The organism is Nocardioides sp., assembly GCF_036274455.1.
GTDB lineage: Bacteria > Actinomycetota > Actinomycetes > Propionibacteriales > Nocardioidaceae > Nocardioides.
Map to the genome: position 1 here is coordinate 13,170 of NZ_DASUFR010000001.1, position 17,242 is coordinate 30,411.

At 71.2% G+C, this 17,242-nt stretch carries 18 protein-coding genes; 13 read left to right on the top strand and 5 right to left on the bottom strand.

Annotated elements, in window-relative coordinates:
• Positions 1-124 precede the first annotated feature (124 nt).
• Positions 125-994 carry an EamA family transporter gene (locus VFV89_RS00065; protein ID WP_329703841.1) on the bottom strand — a complete coding sequence of 290 codons (870 nt, stop codon included), beginning with the start codon at positions 992-994 and terminating at the stop codon, positions 125-127.
• 63 nt (positions 995-1,057) lie between these two features.
• Here VFV89_RS00065 and VFV89_RS00070 point away from each other — a divergent pair, with 63 nt between their 5' ends.
• Positions 1,058-2,143 carry an exo-alpha-sialidase gene (locus VFV89_RS00070; RefSeq protein WP_329703842.1) on the top strand — a complete coding sequence of 362 codons (1,086 nt, stop codon included), beginning with the start codon at positions 1,058-1,060 and terminating at the stop codon, positions 2,141-2,143.
• A 31-nt stretch (positions 2,144-2,174) separates the two neighbouring features.
• Here VFV89_RS00070 and VFV89_RS00075 read toward each other — a convergent pair whose 3' ends face one another.
• The gene (locus VFV89_RS00075) at positions 2,175-3,857 is read right to left on the bottom strand and encodes an APC family permease (RefSeq protein ID WP_329703843.1); all 1,683 of its coding nucleotides are present in this window, start codon (positions 3,855-3,857) and stop codon (positions 2,175-2,177) included.
• A gap of 91 nt (positions 3,858-3,948) precedes the next feature.
• On the opposite strand from VFV89_RS00075, the gene VFV89_RS00080 reads away from it, so the two are divergent.
• From VFV89_RS00080 to VFV89_RS00090, 3 genes are all read left to right on the top strand, one after another.
• A complete protein-coding gene (locus VFV89_RS00080) occupies positions 3,949-4,413 on the top strand; it encodes an SRPBCC family protein (protein ID WP_329703844.1) in 465 nt (154 codons plus the stop codon).
• Between the two features lie 61 nt (positions 4,414-4,474).
• Positions 4,475-6,166 carry a dihydroxy-acid dehydratase gene (gene ilvD / locus VFV89_RS00085; protein ID WP_329703845.1) on the top strand — a complete coding sequence of 564 codons (1,692 nt, stop codon included), beginning with the start codon at positions 4,475-4,477 and terminating at the stop codon, positions 6,164-6,166.
• A gap of 71 nt (positions 6,167-6,237) precedes the next feature.
• Positions 6,238-7,281: a hypothetical protein gene (locus VFV89_RS00090; RefSeq protein ID WP_329703846.1), complete on the top strand. Its 1,044-nt coding sequence runs from the start codon at positions 6,238-6,240 to the stop codon at positions 7,279-7,281.
• A gap of 42 nt (positions 7,282-7,323) precedes the next feature.
• Here the strand turns inward: VFV89_RS00090 and VFV89_RS00095 are convergent, their stop codons facing one another.
• Positions 7,324-7,962 carry a hypothetical protein gene (locus VFV89_RS00095; protein ID WP_329703847.1) on the bottom strand — a complete coding sequence of 213 codons (639 nt, stop codon included), beginning with the start codon at positions 7,960-7,962 and terminating at the stop codon, positions 7,324-7,326.
• Between the two features lie 170 nt (positions 7,963-8,132).
• On the opposite strand from VFV89_RS00095, the gene VFV89_RS00100 reads away from it, so the two are divergent.
• The gene (locus tag VFV89_RS00100; protein WP_329703848.1) at positions 8,133-9,359 is read left to right on the top strand and encodes a kynureninase; all 1,227 of its coding nucleotides are present in this window, start codon (positions 8,133-8,135) and stop codon (positions 9,357-9,359) included.
• A gap of 13 nt (positions 9,360-9,372) precedes the next feature.
• Here VFV89_RS00100 and VFV89_RS00105 read toward each other — a convergent pair whose 3' ends face one another.
• Complete coding sequence (locus VFV89_RS00105) at positions 9,373-9,717, bottom strand: UBP-type zinc finger domain-containing protein (protein ID WP_329703849.1); 345 nt, start codon at positions 9,715-9,717, stop codon at positions 9,373-9,375.
• Between the two features lie 66 nt (positions 9,718-9,783).
• Between VFV89_RS00105 and VFV89_RS00110 the strand changes: the two genes are divergently transcribed.
• From VFV89_RS00110 to VFV89_RS00120, 3 genes are read left to right on the top strand one after another with little or no spacing between them, the layout of a single operon-like run.
• Positions 9,784-10,509 carry a GNAT family protein gene (locus VFV89_RS00110; RefSeq protein WP_329703850.1) on the top strand — a complete coding sequence of 242 codons (726 nt, stop codon included), beginning with the start codon at positions 9,784-9,786 and terminating at the stop codon, positions 10,507-10,509.
• 12 nt (positions 10,510-10,521) lie between these two features.
• Positions 10,522-10,938 (top strand): VOC family protein, encoded by a 417-nt coding sequence (locus tag VFV89_RS00115; RefSeq protein ID WP_329703851.1) that lies wholly within the window; start codon positions 10,522-10,524, stop codon positions 10,936-10,938.
• Positions 10,935-11,618, top strand: a complete 684-nt coding sequence (locus VFV89_RS00120) for a 4a-hydroxytetrahydrobiopterin dehydratase (RefSeq protein WP_329703852.1) — start codon at positions 10,935-10,937, stop codon at positions 11,616-11,618. The genes VFV89_RS00115 and VFV89_RS00120 overlap by 4 nt, the downstream gene beginning before the upstream one ends.
• Here the strand turns inward: VFV89_RS00120 and VFV89_RS00125 are convergent.
• Entirely contained in the window at positions 11,615-12,109 is a 495-nt protein-coding gene (locus VFV89_RS00125) for a MarR family winged helix-turn-helix transcriptional regulator (protein WP_329703853.1), read from the bottom strand. The two genes, VFV89_RS00120 and VFV89_RS00125, sit on opposite strands and share 4 nt — an antisense overlap.
• A 59-nt stretch (positions 12,110-12,168) precedes the next feature.
• Between VFV89_RS00125 and VFV89_RS00130 the strand changes: the two genes are divergently transcribed.
• The 5 genes from VFV89_RS00130 to VFV89_RS00150 all read left to right on the top strand — a co-directional run.
• On the top strand, positions 12,169-13,008 hold the full coding sequence (locus VFV89_RS00130) for a hypothetical protein (protein ID WP_329703854.1): 840 nt from the start codon (positions 12,169-12,171) through the stop codon (positions 13,006-13,008).
• Positions 13,009-13,254: 246 nt separating this feature from the next.
• Positions 13,255-14,994 carry an acetolactate synthase large subunit gene (locus VFV89_RS00135; protein ID WP_414690329.1) on the top strand — a complete coding sequence of 580 codons (1,740 nt, stop codon included), beginning with the start codon at positions 13,255-13,257 and terminating at the stop codon, positions 14,992-14,994.
• A gap of 2 nt (positions 14,995-14,996) precedes the next feature.
• Complete coding sequence (gene ilvN, locus VFV89_RS00140) at positions 14,997-15,536, top strand: acetolactate synthase small subunit (RefSeq protein ID WP_329703856.1); 540 nt, start codon at positions 14,997-14,999, stop codon at positions 15,534-15,536.
• A 123-nt stretch (positions 15,537-15,659) separates the two neighbouring features.
• Positions 15,660-16,688 carry a ketol-acid reductoisomerase gene (gene ilvC / locus VFV89_RS00145; RefSeq protein ID WP_329703857.1) on the top strand — a complete coding sequence of 343 codons (1,029 nt, stop codon included), beginning with the start codon at positions 15,660-15,662 and terminating at the stop codon, positions 16,686-16,688.
• Between the two features lie 86 nt (positions 16,689-16,774).
• Positions 16,775-17,242 (top strand): cytosine permease (locus VFV89_RS00150; RefSeq protein WP_329703858.1); only part of this gene is annotated, 468 nt, incomplete at its 3' end.

Genomic DNA, 17,242 nt, shown 5'->3' on the forward strand with positions numbered 1-17,242 from the left:
GAAGGAGTGACCACGACGTTAGCCGGGTCCGGTCGACAGCGCATCACCCAGATGTGAAGAGCGCGTGAACAGTTCCATGAAGGATTCCTGAGGACCCGCGCAGCCGCGTCCGGCCTTCGCGAGCTCAGTCCGGCACCGGCTCGGAGATGGTGGCGCCGGAGCGGGTGGCTCCGACGCTGGCGGCCACCACGCAGGCCATCGCGAGCAGCTGCACCGGCCCGAGCACCTCGTGCACGACGACGAAGCCGGCCAGGGCCGCCGCGGCCGGCTCGAGGCTCATCAGGATGCTGAACACCGCGGGGCGCAGCGTGCGCAGCGCGATGAGCTCGCAGGTGTAGGGGATCACCGAGCTGAGCAGCCCCACCAGCGCTCCGAGGACCAGGACCCTGGTGTCCGCGAGCTGGTCGGCGTACCGCCCCAGCGCGGCAGGGGTGAGCAGCAGCGTGGCGACCAGGCTGGCCACCGCCAGCCCCTCGACCCCCTGCCAGCGCCGCCCGGTCCGCGCACTGAGCAGGATGTACGCCGCCCAGCAGGCGGCCGCCAGGAGTGCGAAGGCCACGCCCGCCCAGGTCAGGTCGCCCGGCTCGAGGCCGAGCAGCAGCACCCCGAGCCCCGCCAGCGCGACCCAGACCAGGTCGCGGGGGCGGCGTGAGCCGACGACGGCAAGGGTCAGCGGGCCGACGAACTCCAAGGTGACGGCCAGCCCGATCGGGATCCGGGCGAAGGACTGGTAGATCGACCAGTTCATCAGCCCGAGGACGAGACCGAAGGCGACGACGACCAGCCAGTCCTGCCTGCTGCGGCCGCGGAGCGCCGGCCGGGCGACGGCCAGCAGCACGACGGCGCTGGTGACCAGCCGCAGCCACACGATGGTCGTCGGGGCCACCTCGTCGAACAGCGTCTTGGCCACCGCCGCGCCGAACTGCACCGACAGGATCCCGAGCAGGACCAGCCAGACGGGGGAGACGCGCAGCGATGAGTCCCGCCCGGCCACCCGGTCAACCTATCGACGTGTGTCGGCGACTCCGGCAAGCATGTGCACAGGAGGGTGCGAACCATGGTTGGAACGGTGCTGTTGGTCGGGACCCGCAAGGGCCTCTGGATCGGGACCTCGGACGAGTCCCGCGAGGAGTGGCGGTTCACCGGGCCGCACTTCGACATGGAGGAGGTGTACTCCTGCCTGGTCGACACCCGGACCGACCCACCGCGGTTGTACGCCGGCGCGTCCTCGAGCTGGCTGGGCCCCCGGGTCCGGCGGTCCGAGGACCTCGGCGCCACCTGGACCGAGGGCGACGATGGGGGGATCCGTTTCCCCGAGGGCAGCGGCGCCTCGGTCGAGAGGGTGTGGCAGCTGGCGGCCGGCCACGAGCCGGACACGCTGTGGGCCGGCACCGAGCCGGGTGCGGTCTGGCGCTCCACCGACGGCGGCCGCACGTTCGCGCTCGAGCAGAAGCTCTGGGACCACCCCCACCGGCTGGAGTGGGGGGCGGGGTTCGGGGGCCAGGCCTTCCACACGATCCTGCCGCACCCGGACGACCCGGACTCGGTGACGGTCGCCATCTCGACCGGTGGGGTCTACCAGACCGTCGACGGCGGCGACTCGTGGGAGCCGCGCAACCAGGGCATCCGGGCCGAGTTCCTGCCCGAGGGCCAGCAGTACCCGCCGTTCGGCCAGTGCGTGCACAAGGTGACCCGGCACCCCGCACGCCCGGACCGGCTCTTCCTCCAGAACCACGGAGGGGTGTACCGGTCCGATGACCATGCCGCGTCGTGGAGCTACATCGGCGACGGCCTGCCGGCTGACTTCGGCTTCCCCATCGTGGTCCACCCGGAGGAGCCGGACACCGTCTTCGTCTTCCCGAACAGCGGTGGCGACGGGCGCCACCCGCCGGAGGGGCGGGCACGGGTGTGGCGGTCCAGGGACGCAGGGGACTCGTGGGAGGAGCTCGGTGAGGGGTTGCCCGACCTGTTCTGGGTGAGCGTCATGCGCGACGCGATGTGCGTCGACGACCACGCGTCCCCTGGGCTCTACTTCGGCGCACGCAACGGCGCGGTGTGGAGCTCGGTCGACTCCGGCGAGAGCTGGCGCCAGGTCGTCGCCAACCTCCCCGACGTCATGGTGGTCCGGGCCGCCGCCGTCTGACGGCGGCCCGGACCCTCGGGGCCTGTGGGCGTCAGTGGCTGGCGCCGAGCTCCGCGTCCTCGACCGCGGCCTCGTCGCGCACCGTGTCGATGTTCTCCCTGGCCTGGTCCGGAGCGAGCCGGACGGCGTACGCGATGGCGTAGACGATGACCGAGAAGACCAGGATGAGCGCCAGGGACTCCTCGAAGTTCAGCCAGCCGAGGTTGCCCTTGCGCGGGTCGTCGGGAAAGTTGCCGAGGTAGGAGATCAGCGTGACGCCGCCGAGCCAGGGCAGCAGCCATGCCGCGCCGGAGGGGAAGTCCAGCTGCGGTGACCGCACCTTGCCGGTCAGCGTGAAGGCGCCGAGCAGCGCGAAGCCGATCAGGACCGAGACCATCAGCTTCCAGACGATGTCCCAGCCCGACCAGTAGATGATGAGGTTGGAGCCGAAGAATGCCAGCACCGGGATGACGTGGCCGCCCGGCAGCCGGAACGGCCGCTCCTCGTCGGGGACCTGCTTGCGCAGCGCCACCATGACCAGCGGGCCGGACGCGAAGGACATCACCGTGGCCGAGGTGATGAACCCCACGAGCTGCTGCCAGCTGGGGAACGGCAGGAACACGATCAGGCCGACGACGAACGCCACGATCAGGCTCACCAGCGGGACGCCCCGGTTGGTCGTCCTGGCCAGCGCCTCGGGTGCGTTGCCGTTCTTGGCGGCCGCGTAGGAGATCCGGGCGGTGATCGTGGTGTAGATCAGCCCCGTGTCACCGGGGGACACGATCGCGTCGATGTAGAGCAGGACGGCCAGCCAGGCCAGGCCGAGCAGCGAGGCCAGCGCCGCCAGCGGGCCGAAGTCGTTCTCGAAGCTCAGGTTGGCCCAGCCGTGGGAGTCGTCGAGGATCGAGGGGTGCAGGGCGCCGATGAAGGCGATCTGCAGCAGGATGTAGAGCACCCCCGTGATCAGCACCGAACCCACCACCGCGAGGGGCACGTTGCGACGCGGGTTGTCGGTCTCGCCGGCCAGCTCGATGCCCTGCCGGAAGCCGAGGTAGGAGAAGACGATCCCCGAGGTGGCCACCGCGGTGAAGACGCCGTGGACGCCGTTGGGGGCGAAGCCGTGGTCGGAGAAGTTGCCCGGGTGGAAGGCGGTGACCAGGAAGGCCACGATCACCAGGGCGATCATCCCTAGCTTCCACCAGACCAGCACGTTGTTGATGCGGGCGAACCAGCGGATGCCGAAGTAGTTGATCACCACGAAGACCGCCATCAGCACCACGGCGGCCGCGTAGCCCAGTGCGGTGAGCGTGTGCACGCTCTCGCCGTCGATGACGTGCTCGTGGGTGAACGGCGCGTACTTGGTGCCGTACTGCAGCGCCGCCTCGACCTCGATGGGGGCCGTGGTCGCCACCGCGACCCAGGTGATCCACGCGGTCGTGAAGCTCGCGAACGAGCCGAAGGACATGTGCGGGTAGCGCACCACGCCTCCGGAGAGCGGGAACATCGTCCCCAGCTCGGCATAGACGAGCGCGATCAGGAGGATCATCACGCCGCCGAGCGCCCACGAGATGATCGCTGCCGGGCCTGCCTCGGTCGAGGCATTGAGGGCTCCGAACAGCCAGCCGGAGCCGATGATCGAGCCGACACTGGCGAACAGGAGCCCCACCACGCCGACGTGCCGGCGCAGCTCGTGGCCCTGCCGCGGTGTCTCGTGTTCCCGCGTCACGGTTGCCATGACGAGCCGGTACCCCGTTGCGCCAGCGCATGCAACCGTTCGACCAGCATTGCCCTTGCGCGGGTCACAGCGCGGTCACAGAATCCCGCGCATGGGTACCCCCTTCGAGGTCGTCCGATCGACCTCCATCGCGGCCGACCAGGCTCGCATCCACGGGCTCATCGACGACTTCCACCACTGGACCGAGTGGTCACCGTGGGAGGACGTCGACCCGACGCTCAGCCGCACCTACACCGGACCGACCTCCGGAGTCGGCGCGCACTACGCCTGGAAGGGCAACCGCAGGGCCGGTCAGGGCTGGATGGAGATCACCGACTCCTCCCCGGACCGCGTCCAGATCGAGCTGGCGTTCATGAAGCCGATGCGCAGCACCCAGCAGGTCGAGTTCACGATCGTCCCCACGAGCGCCGGCTCGGACGTCACCTGGCGGATGTCCGGCCAGCACGAAGGGGTGATGATGACCCTGTTCAGCAAGGTCGTGCCGATGGACAGGCTGGTCGGCAAGGACTTCGAGAAGGGGCTGGCCCGGCTCAAGACCACCGCCGAGAGCCCCTGACCCGCAGGTCATATCCTGACGGCGCGGCGGCCGCGCCCTGCGCGCGTCGTACGCTCGCGCCATGGTTGAGCAGTCAGGAAGCGCCCCGGACATCAAGCCGCGCTCGCGCGAGGTGACCGACGGCCTCGAACGGGCCGCGGCGCGGGGGATGCTCCGGGCGGTCGGCATGGGCGACGAGGACTTCGCCAAGCCCCAGATCGGCGTCGCGTCGAGCTGGAACGAGATCACGCCCTGCAACCTGTCGCTGCAGCGGCTGGGGCAGGCGGTCAAGAACGGCGTGCACGCGGCCGGCGGCTACCCGCTCGAGTTCGGCACCATCTCGGTGTCCGACGGCATCTCGATGGGCCACGAGGGCATGCACTTCTCGCTGGTCAGCCGGGAGATCATCGCCGACTCGGTCGAGACCGTGATGATGGCCGAGCGGCTCGACGGCTCGGTGCTGCTGGCCGGCTGCGACAAGTCGCTGCCCGGGATGCTGATGGCGGCCGCGCGGCTGGACCTGGCCGCCGTCTTCCTCTACGCCGGCTCGATCATGCCCGGCCAGGTCGACGGTCGCGACGTCACGATCATCGATGCCTTCGAGGCGGTCGGGGCGTGCCTGGCCGGCAAGATCAGCCGCGAGGAGGTGGACCGGATCGAGCGGGCCATCTGCCCGGGCGAGGGCGCGTGCGGCGGGATGTACACCGCCAACACCATGGCCGCGATCGCCGAGGCGATCGGCATGTCGCTGCCCGGGAGCGCCGCGCCGCCCGCGGTGGACCGCCGCCGGGACGGGTTCGCGCACCGCTCCGGCGAGGCCGTGGTCAACCTGCTCAAGCAGGGCATCACCGCGCGGCAGGTGATGACCCGCGAGGCCTTCGAGAACGCGATCACCGTGGTCATGGCGCTGGGCGGCTCCACCAACGCCGTACTCCACCTGCTGGCCATGGCGCGCGAGGCCGACGTCGACCTCACCATCGACGACTTCAACCGGATCGGCGACAAGGTGCCGCACCTCGGCGACCTCAAGCCGTTCGGTCGCTACGTCATGAACGACGTCGACAAGGTCGGCGGCATCCCCGTGGTGATGAAGGCCCTGCTGGACGCCGGACTGATGCACCGCGACGCGCTCACCGTGACCGGGAGGACGATGGCCGAGAACCTCGAGGCGCTCGCCCCGCCGGCGATCGACGACGACGTGATCCGCTCGCTGGACCGGCCGATCCACAGGACCGGCGGCCTGACGATCCTCAAGGGGTCCCTGGCGCCCGAGGGCGCGGTGGTCAAGACCGCCGGCTTCGACGAGTCGGTCTTCACCGGCACCGCGCGGGTCTTCGACGGCGAGCGTGCCGCGATGGACGCACTCGAGGCCGGGTCGATCGTCGCCGGGGACGTCGTGGTCATCCGCTACGAGGGACCCAAGGGTGGCCCCGGCATGCGGGAGATGCTGGCCATCACCGGCGCGATCAAGGGCGCGGGGCTCGGCAAGGACGTCCTGCTCATCACCGACGGCCGGTTCTCCGGGGGTACGACGGGGCTCTGCGTCGGCCACATCGCCCCCGAGGCGGTCGACGGCGGCCCCATCGCGTTCCTGCGCGACGGCGACCGGATCACCCTCGACGTGCTCAACCGCAGCCTCGAGGTCGAGATGGGCGAGGGCTGGGACTCCCGCAAGGACGGGTGGGAGCCGCTGCCGCCGAAGTACACGACCGGCGTGCTGGCCAAGTACCGCAAGCTCGTCGCCTCCGCCGCCCACGGGGCGGTCACGGGCTGAGGGAGCCGCCGGCGGGGGGGTCGGCGGGGATCCCGCGCAACCGAACGCGATCGCCTATCGTCTCCGTTTCGATGGACAAGTCCGAACGCCCCGCCCTGGTCGCCTGCCTCCTCGGCATCGCCATGCTCATCGCGATCGCGGCCGCCGTACCCGACGCCTCCAACCTGCCGGCCTGGGGGGCGATGCCCGACGCAGGTGCACAGGCGGTCACGGTGTCGTCGGCGTCCGGATCCTCGGGTACGTCGCACTCCGGCTCGGGCGCCCCGGCGGGTCCCTCGCAGCCCGACAATGCTCCGGCCACCCAGCCCGCTACCCAGCCGGGCCCGCCCAAGACCCTGCCCGGCGGCCAGACGAAGATCTTCGGCGACGGCCGGTTCCTGGTCGCCTACTACGGCACCGCCGAGACCGGCGCGCTCGGCGTCCTCGGCGAGACCAGCCCCGACCAGATGCAGCGCCGGGTGCACCGCGCCGCGCAGCCGTTCGCGCGCAGGCACCAGCCCGTGCAGGTGGTCTACGAGCTGATCGTGACCATCGCGGACCGCTACCCGGGCAAGGGCGGCGACTACTCCCACGACATCCCGCGCGCCGAGGTGCAGAAGTACATCGATGCCGCGCACCGCCACGACGCACTGCTCCTGCTCGACATCCAGCCCGGCCGGTCGGACTTCCTGACCGTCGCCAAGCGCTGGGCGTGGGCGCTGAAGGACCCCTACGTCGGCCTGGCCCTCGACCCCGAGTGGCGGATGGGCAGGCACGGCGTCCCCGGCACCCGGATCGGGTCGGTCGACGCCCGCGAGGTCAACCGGGTGTCGGCCTGGCTGCGCGACCTGGTGGCCCGCCACCACCTGCCGCAGAAGCTGTTCGTGCTGCACCAGTTCCGGGTCGACATGATCGACCACATCGGCAGCATCGAGCCGCGGCGCGGTCTCGTCATGGTCCAGCACGTCGACGGGTTCGGTACGCCGGGCCAGAAGCTCGACACCTTCCACACCGTCGTCCGGCCGCACCAGTTCTTCCTCGGCTTCAAGCTGTTCTACGACGAGGACGTCCACCGGATGTCCCCGGCCGAGGTGCGCCGGATCAGGCCGAAGGTTCGATTCGTCAGCTTCCAGTGACCGGGCGGACCCGCCCGGCCGGAGCCGGACGGGTCGCCTGGGTCACACGCCGAGGTTCAGCGCCGCGAGGATCTGGTTGAGCAGCCCGGCGATCTGGCCGAGCAGCCCTGCGATCGGCGTACCGTCGAGGAGTCCGGCGACGGCGCAGAGGAGGTTCCCCAGCAGGTTGCCGGCGCCGGGGACGGCGGTGATGTCGAGGACCACCTGGTTGAGGTGGACCGTCAGGCCCAGCAGGTTGAGGTCCAGCGGACCCAGCACCAGGTGGAGGACGTTGCACGCCGCGCGGTCCGACACGGCCGACTTGGCGGCATCGCGGCCGAGGTGGTGCCCGGCTATCGACTTCACGGGCACGCTCCGGAGCGCGCTGAACGTCGTGTTGCCCGACGCCTGGTGGATCACTCCCTGCAGGAGGCCCTTGACCATCAGGTCGCCGTGCTTGCGCGCGACGTGGAGCGGCGTGAACGTGCCGGTGACGCGCTGGCCGTTGGCCGTCTTGCCCTTGATCTTCGAGACCAGCTTGCCCTGGTCGGTGTGGGCGACGGCGCGTGAGGTGGTGGATTGGGTGCTTCGTGCTGCGGCCTGGGGCGCGGCGCTCACCGGCTGGTTCGCGAGCGCCAACGAGGCGGAGGCCACCAGGGCGACGATGCCGACGCTGACGGAGCGGTGACGAGGACTGAACATCGGTTTCCCTCCCGAGTTGAGGACCCGATGTCTGAGCGCACCTCCCCGTGAGGTCCGGCCGGCCACGTGACCGGTTCTTGTGCGGGTTGCCGAACTGCCCGATCCCCAAACCACCCCCATGGGTGGTGCCGGTCGAACGAGGCACGCGGGGCGTGCGATACACACGTCCTGTGACCACGGCGCCCCGACCGACCGCAGCCGACCTCGATGCCCGCGACCCCCTGGCCGCTCACCGCGACCGTTTCGTGGGCGCGGAGTCCTCGCTGGCCTACTTCGACGGCAACTCGCTCGGCCGGCCACTGAAGGCGACCGGCGCGCGGCTGGCGGAGTTCGTCGAGCACGAGTGGGGCGAGCGGCTGATCCGCGGCTGGGACGAGCGGTGGTACGACCTTCCGCTCACCCTCGGCGACCGGCTCGGCCGGGTGGCGCTCGGGGCCTCGGCCGGACAGGTGGCGATCGGTGACTCGACGACCGTGCTGCTCTACAAGCTGATGCGGTCCGCCGTCGCCGCGCGGCCCGGCCGGAGCGAGATCGTGCTCGACCGCGACCAGTTCCCCACCGATCGGTACGTCGCGGCAGGAGTCGCCGAGGAGTGCGGGCTCACGCTCCGCTGGATCGAGGTCGACCCCGCCGGAGGCGTGTCCCCGGAGCAGCTGTCCGAGGCGATCGGACCGCGGACCGCGCTGGTGGTGCTCAACCACGTCGCCTACCGCTCGGCGTTCCTCGCGGACGCGGCGGCGCTGACCAGGGTCGCGCAGGACGCCGGCGCGCTGGTGCTGTGGGACCTGTGCCACTCGGCGGGCGTCGTGCCCGTCGAGCTCGACCGCTGGGGCGTCGACCTGGCCGTCGGGTGCACCTACAAGTACCTCAACGGCGGCCCCGGCTCCCCGGCGTTCCTCTACGTGGCGGAGCGGCACCTGGCCGAGCTCACCCAGCCGATCCAGGGCTGGATGGGCGCCGAGGACCCGTTCCTGATGGGGCCGTCGTACGTCCCGGCCGCCGGGATCAGGCGCTTCCTCTCCGGCACGCCGGCGATCCTGGGGATGCTGGCCCTCGAGGACATGGTCGACCTGGTCGAGGAGGCCGGGATGGCGGAGATCCGGGCCAAGTCGATGGCGCTCACCGAGCACGCGGCCGAGGTCTCCGCCGAGCTGCTCGCTCCGCTGGGTGTTGTGCTCGGCTCGCCCGTCGACGCAGAGCGACGCGGTGGCCACATCACGCTGAACCACCCGCTGATGCGCGAGGCGACGGCGGCGCTGTGGGCGCAGGACGTGATCCCCGACTACCGCGACCCGAACGGCCTGCGGATCGGGCTGTCCCCGCTCTCGACGTCGTACGCCGAGGTGCGCGCCGGGTTGGAGTCGGTTCGCGACGTGCTCGAGGGGTTGGCAACCTGACCGGGTGACCAGGTCAGTGGATCCGGTCCCGCCAGTCCTCCGGCACCCGCTCGGCCGGGCCGGGCACGGTCTGGTCCTCGGGGTGCGCGGTGGGCGGCGCCAGCACCGGGCCGAGGTGACCCGACTCGGTGCGGTAGTCCCAGAACCAGTCCTCGCCGGGCTCGAAGCTCTGGATCACCGGGTGCCCGGTCGCCCGGAAGTGTGCGGTTGCGTGCTGGGCCGGTGAGGTGTCGCAGCAGCCGACGTGGCCGCACTGGGCGCAGCGGCGCAGGTGCACCCACCAGCCGCCGGCGGCCTCGCACTCGGCGCAGCCGGTCCCGCTGGGCGGGACGTCGGTGTCGATCGAGAGGTCGGTCATGGCTGCACAGCTCCTCCGCGGTAGGGGTCCCATGCCGACCCTAGAGCTTGGATCTAGGGTCGGTCCGTGCCCGAGACGAACGAGTACGGCCAGCCGGTCGGTGACCTCGTGCGGCAGTGGTCGCCCCGGGCGCGCCCGGAGCCGGTGACGCTGACGGGTCGGTACGTCGTGGTCGAGCCCCTCGCCGTGGAGCACGCGGTCGCGCTGCTGGCGTCGACCTGCGGCCCCGACGACCGGCCGCTGTGGACCTATCGCGCGACCGAGCCGCCGGCGGACCTCGACGAGATGACCGGGCTCATCGCCAGGACGCTCGCGACGCCCGACCTGCTGACCTTCGCCCTGCTCCCCGACGGGAGGGCGGCCGAGGGCATCGCGTCGTTCACCCGGCTGGACCCGGCGACGGGCCAGGTCGAGGTCGCCGGTGTGCTCTTCGCCCGCACGATGCAGCGCACGCAGGCCGCCACCGAGGCGATCCACCTGCTGATGCGCTACGCGCTCGAGGACCTCGGCTACCGGCGGTTCGAGTGGAAGTGCGACTCGCTCAACGAGCCGTCCCGGCGGGCGGCGGCCCGGCTCGGCTTCCGCTACGAGGGGCGGTTCCGGCACCACATGGTGACCAAGGGACGCAACCGCGACACCGACTGGTTCTCGGTCACCGATGCCGAGTGGCCGGCCGTACGCGCGGCGCACGAGGCCTGGCTGGACGTCGGCAACTTCGACGCCGCCGGGGTGCAGCGGTCTCGGTTGTCCGACCTGACCCGTCCGCTGCTGGAGGCTGTCGGCGGCGCGTGACACGGTGAGGGCATGGACCAACGGATCAGCTTCCTCTCCCTGGCCGTCCGCGACCTCGAGGCGAGCCGTAGGTTCTACGTCGAGGGGCTCGGGTGGACGCCGGACCTCGAGGTGGAGGGCGACGTGGTCATGATCATGGTGGGCGAGCACGTGGTGCTCTCGCTGTGGGACCGCGAGCACTTCCAGGCCGAGGTCGGCACCATCGCCGAGGGCGACGGCGTGCCACCGTTCACGATCTCCCACAACGTCGCGACCGAGGCCGAGGTCGACGAGGTGCTCGCGACCGCGCGCGCCGCCGGGGCCGAGCCGGTGCACGAGGCGCAGCCGCGTGAGTGGGGCGGCTACACCGGATACTTCGCGGATCCGGACGGATACCGCTGGGAGATCGCCACCAACCCCGGACCCATCGGACACAAGGTGCTGCCATGACCGACCCCAAGCAGGTGCTCCGCTACCCCGACATCATCGGCGAGGCGGGCCTCGACGACTGGCGGTTCTTCCTCGGCCGGCTGCACGCGCGGTTCAGGACCGGGAGCTTCGTCAAGGGTCTCGAGCTCGTCACGAGGGTCACCGAGGCCGCCGAGGCGGCCAACCACCACCCCGACGTGGTGCTCACCTACCCGCAGGTCGACGTCGACCTGACCAGCCACGACGTCGGCGGCGTGACGTCCCGCGACCTCGACCTGGCGCGCCGCATCTCCGCCATCGCCGCCGAGCTCGGCGTCGAGGCGGCGCCGCGCGAGGTGTCCACCCTCGAGCTGGCGCTCGACGTGCCGGACGCCGACGAGGTCAAGCCGTTCTGGCGCACTGTCCTCGGCTATGTCGACCACGGCGACTGGCCCGAGGTGATCGACAAGGGTGGCCGCAACAGCACGCTGTGGTTCCAGGACGCGCCGGGCGCCACCGGCGAGGTCCAGCAGCGGTTCCACCTCGACATCGTGGTGCCGCGGGAGGTCGCCGAGGAGCGCGTCCAGGCCGCGCTCGACGCCGGCGGCACGCTGGTCAGCACCGACGCGGTGCCGGCCTACTGGATCCTCGCCGACGCGCACGGCAACAAGGTCTGTGTCTGCACCGCCGACGGCCGGCAGCCGCCGGAGGACGGCTCCTAACGCGACTCCACCGCCAGCACCAGCTCGCGGAGCAGGTCGGCCAGCCGGTGCTGGTCGGCGGGGGAGAGGACCCCCAGCAGTGCGGCCTCGTCGCGCCCCTCGAGCCTGGCGTGCCGGTCGAAGGCCCGGCGCCCCTTCGCGGTCAGCCGGACGTGCACCCGTCGGCGGTCGCCCCTGTCGAGCGTCCGGGTGATCAGCCCGCTCTCCTCGAGCGGGCCCAGCCGCGCGGACAGCGCGCCCCGGGTGAGGCCGAGGTGGGTGGCGAGGTCGGAGGGGCTTGCGGTGTAGGGCGGCCCGAGCCGCCGCAGTGCGAGCAGGATCTTGAACGACGGACGGGGCAGGCCGGCGTCGGTGTGTGCGGCGTCGCGGCTCCCGGCAAGGTGGCGGCTGAGGATCATCAGCCGCGCGATCACGGCCTCGTGCACCGGGTCGAGGTAGTCCAGCTCGTCGCGCCACCGCGCCACGTGCCGGTCGACCGAGTCCTGCCTCATGTCACCTCCCGGAAATAGTTTTCTGGAGAATAGTTTTCTATCAAACTATCTTGTGGGACATGCACGCCGCCACCACCGACCTGCCCGCCCTCCTCGACGCCGTCTCCGCCCTCGGCCGCGCGGCACGCTACGACGAGGCGCTGGCGCTCCTCGATGCCACCCAGCCGGCGGACGAGGCCGACCGGCTCGCCCTGCTCATGGCGCGGGCAGGGGTGGTCGGGCGGCGCGACTACACGCGCGGCGTCCCCTCCGGCGCCGACCACCCGCTCGACGCCGCCACCGAGCTCGCCCGCGAGCTGGGCACCGGCCCGACCACCTCGTGGGACCTGGCCATGCTGCACCTGCGCCGGCAGTACGCCGACCAGCTCGTCGACGGGATCGGCCCCGCCGGGCGGGACCAGGCGGTCGTGGCCGCGATGACGGTCGAGGCGACCCGGCTGCGCGACACCGCACCCGACGACGGCCGGCGCGGGTGGGCGCTGATGTGCCTCGGCTGGATTGCGGACAACCTGCGCGGTGACCGCGACCACGCGCCGGCCCACTACGAGCAGGCGCTCGGGCTCGGCCGTGCGGTGGACGACCCGGTGCTGGTCTTCGAGGCTCAGCGGCACCTGGGCGACCACGCGCACGACGACGGCGACCACGCCGCGGCTCTGGCTGCCTGGCAGGAGTCCGCGACGGCCGCGGCCCGGGGCGGCCACGTGCTCGGTGTCCTCGCCCAGCAGGTGCTCCTCGCCGTGCTCGCGCGGGACGCCGGGGACGAGGCGGGTGCGCGGGCGCTGGCCGCCGAGACGCTCCGCTGGGCGGACGCCGTGGGCGCTGCCCGGCTGGCCGCACAGGCCGCCGACGTCCTGGCCGGGGTGGACCCCACGCAGCCGCCTCCCGGTTCCCAGGGTTGAGACGGCCGTCCCGCATGATGGGACGGCCGGGTGCCGGGATGCCGCTCGACCGGCGATGCGACTACCGTGACGTCATGCGCCAGGACCTCCTCGTACGCATGCGACGCGCCGGCTGAGCTGCCCACCCGCAGCCGTCTGCGCGTCACCCCTCGTTGACCAGCGGGTCCGGGGGGTTTTTTGTTGCGAGGAAGGGGCCGAGCTTGCTCGGGCCCTTCAGAGGAAAGGAAAGGGAAGGACCCCAGACCGATGAGCGAGCAGATCACGGGAGCGCAGAGCCTGGTCACGTCGCTGGAGGCCGCCGGTGTCACCGACATCTTCGGCATCCCTGGTGGCGCCATCCTGCCGGCGTACGACCCCCTCATGGACTCCAGGATCCGGCACATCCTGGTCCGTCACGAGCAGGGCGCCGGCCACGCTGCACAGGGGTACGCCGTCGCCACCGGCCGGGTCGGCGTCTGCATGGCCACCTCCGGGCCCGGTGCGACGAACCTGGTCACGCCGATCGCGGACGCGCACATGGACTCGGTCCCCATCGTGGCCGTCACCGGCCAGGTCGGCGCGGCCTCGATCGGGACCGACGCCTTCCAGGAGGCCGACATCCGCGGCATCACGATGCCGATCACCAAGCACAACTTCCTGGTCACCGACCCCGACGAGATCCCGCGCCGGATCGCCGAGGCCTTCCACATCGCGAGCACCGGCCGCCCCGGGCCGGTGCTGGTCGACATCGCGAAGTCCGCGTTGCAGGCCATGACGACGTTCGAGTGGCCGGCCGAGCTGCACCTGCCCGGCTACCGCCCGGTCACGCGCCCGCACGCCAAGCAGATCCGCGAGGCGGGCCGGCTGATCCTGGAGTCGCGCCGGCCGGTGCTCTACGTCGGCGGGGGCGCGATCCGCGCGCGCGCCGCGAAGGAGCTCAGGCAGCTCGCGGAGCTGACCGGGATCCCGGTCATCACCACACTGATGGCGCGCGGCGCCTTCCCCGACAGCCACCCGCAGCACTTCGGGATGCCCGGCATGCACGGCACGGTCGCCGCCGTGGCCGCGCTGCAGAAGAGCGACCTGATCATCAGCCTCGGCGCCAGGTTCGACGACCGCGTCACCGGCACCCTGGACTCGTTCGCGCCCGGCGCGAAGGTGATCCACGCCGACATCGACCCCGCCGAGATCGGCAAGAACCGGCACGCCGACGTCCCCATCGTCGGTGACGTGCGCGAGGTGCTGCTCGACCTGCTCGTCGCCCTCACGGCCGAGGCCGACGCGGGCCACACCGGCGACTACGAGGGCTGGGTGAAGTTCCTCGAGGGCGTCCGCGACACCTACCCGCTCGGCTACGACAAGCCCGCAGGCTCGCTCGCGCCGCAGTACGTCATCGAGCGGCTCGGCGCGATCGCCGGCCCCGACGCGATCTACACCGCCGGCGTCGGCCAGCACCAGATGTGGGCGGCACACTTCGTCGGTTACGAGCGGCCGCAGAGATGGATCAACTCCGGAGGCCTGGGGACCATGGGCTTCGCCGTGCCCGCGGCGATGGGCGCCCAGGTCGGCTGCCCCGACGACGTCGTGTGGGCCATCGACGGCGACGGCTGCTTCCAGATGACCAACCAGGAGCTCGCCACCTGTGCGATCAACAAGATCCCGATCAAGGTCGCCGTCATCAACAACGAGTCGCTGGGGATGGTCCGGCAGTGGCAGACGCTGTTCTACAACGAGCGCTACTCCAACACCGACCTGCACTCGAAGCGGATCCCCGACTTCGTCAAGCTCGCCGACGCCTACGGCTGCGTGGGGCTGGCGTGCGAGACGCCGGAGGACGTCGACGCCACGATCACCAAGGCGATGGAGATCAACGACGTCCCGGTGGTCGTCGACTTCCGCGTGCACCGCGACGCGATGGTGTGGCCGATGGTCGCCGCCGGCACCAGCAACGACGACATCAAGTACGCGCGCGACCTCGCGCCGCAGTTCGACGAGGACGACATCTAGCCATGAGCAACCACACCCTCTCGGTCCTGGTCGAGAACCAGCCCGGCGTCCTGGCCCGGATCGCCGGCCTGATCAGCCGGCGCGGCTTCAACATCGAGTCGCTGGCGGTCGGTCCCACCGAGCACGCCGAGATCTCGCGGATGACGATCGTCGTCAACGTCGAGGACTCGCCGCTGGAGCAGGTCACCAAGCAGCTCAACAAGCTGGTCGAGGTGATCAAGATCGTCGAGCTCGACCAGGAGGCCTCGGTGCACCGCGAGCTCGTGATGGTCAAGGTCGCGGCCACCTCCGAGACCCGCGGCCAGATCCTCGACGTGGTCCAGCTGTTCCGGGCCAGTGTGGTCGACGTGGCCGCCGACGCGGTGACCGTCCAGGTGATCGGCAACGCCGCCAAGATCGCCGACCTGCTCCGGATCCTCGAGCCGTTCGGGATCCGCGAGCTCGTCCAGTCCGGCATGGTCGCGATCGGCCGCGGCTCCCGCTCGATCTCGGAGCGGTCACTGCGTCCGGTGGCCGTGCCGACGCCGCCGGCCGTGGGGTGAGAAGGTCACCGGATATCCGGTGACCCCTGAACTTCTGTAGCGAGATCTCGGCACAGAAGCGACAAACTCCCCTGAGAAGCACTCCGACCAGACCCTGCAAGGCAACACAGAAGGAGCAGCCCCGTGGCTGAGATGTTCTACGACGACGACGCCGACCTGGCCCTGATCCAGGACAAGAACGTGGCCGTGATCGGCTACGGCAGCCAGGGCCACGCCCACGCGCTGTCGCTGCGCGACTCCGGTGTCGACGTGCGGGTCGGGCTGCAGCCCGGCTCGAAGAGCCGCGAGAAGGCCGAGGCCGAGGGGCTGCGGGTGCTCACGCCGCGGGAGGCCGCCGAGGAGGCCGACGTCATCGTGATCCTCGCGCCGGACCAGCACCAGAGGAGGCTGTACGCCGAGGAGATCGCCCCCGAGCTCGCCCCCGGAGACACGCTCGTCTTCGGCCACGGCTTCAACATCCGCTTCGGCTACATCACCCCGCCCGAGGGCGTCGACGTGTTCATGGTCGCGCCGAAGGGGCCGGGTCACCTGGTCCGCCGGGAGTACGTCGACGGCCGCGGCGTACCGGTCCTCGTCGCCGTCGAGAAGGACGAGTCCGGCCAGGCCTGGCCGCTCGCGCTGTCCTATGCGAAGGCGATCGGCGGGCTCCGGGCGGGCGGGATCAGGACGACGTTCGCCGAGGAGACCGAGACCGACCTGTTCGGCGAGCAGGCCGTCCTGTGCGGTGGCGCCTCGCAGCTGATCATGTACGGCTTCGAGGTGCTCACCGAGGCCGGCTACCAGCCCGAGGTCGCCTACTTCGAGTGCCTCCACGAGCTCAAGCTGATCGTCGACCTGATGTACGAGGGCGGCATCGCCAAGCAGCGGTGGTCGGTCTCCGACACGGCCGAGTACGGCGACTACGTCTCCGGCCCGCGGGTGATCACCCCGCAGGTGAAGGAGAACATGAAGGCCGTGCTGGAGGACATCCGCAACGGCTCCTTCGCCCAGCGCTTCATCGACGACCAAGACGCCGGCGCGCCCGAGTTCGCCGAGCTGCGCAAGAAGGGCGAGCAGCACCCGATCGAGCAGACCGGTCGCGAGCTGCGCAAGCTGATGGCCTGGGTGAAGTCGCACGACTCCGACTACGTCGAGGGCACCGCCGCCCGCTGACGCGGCACCGACAAACCATCCGGTCGAGGAGGGCGTCCCCGGGCGTCCTCCTCGACCTGCGCCTGCGGGTGCGCGACGATGCCAGCATGAGCACAGCGACCTCCGGCTCCGGCCTCGAGCAGACCCGCCGCCTCGGCGTCGAGACCACCGGCATCGAGATCATCGACGAGTCCGAGCGCACGGCCCGGCCCAAGGACCTGTTCTGGCCGTGGTTCGCGGCGAACGTGTCGGTCTTCGGGATCAGCTACGGCTCCTTCGTCCTCGGCTTCGGCATCTCCTTCCGGCAGGCCGTCGTCGTCACGGTCGTGGGCATCGTCGTGTCGTTCGCGCTGTGCGGCATCATCGCGATCGCCGGCAAGCGAGGCTCGGCGCCGACGATGATCCTCAGCAGGGCGGCCTTCGGCGTGAACGGGCAGAAGGTGCCCGGCGTCGTCTCGTGGCTGGTCTCGATCGGGTGGGAGACCTTCCTGGCCATCCTCGCCGTGCTCGCGACGGCGACGATCTTCGACCAGCTCGGCTGGTCGGGCGGCACCGGCACCAAGGTCGTCGCCACC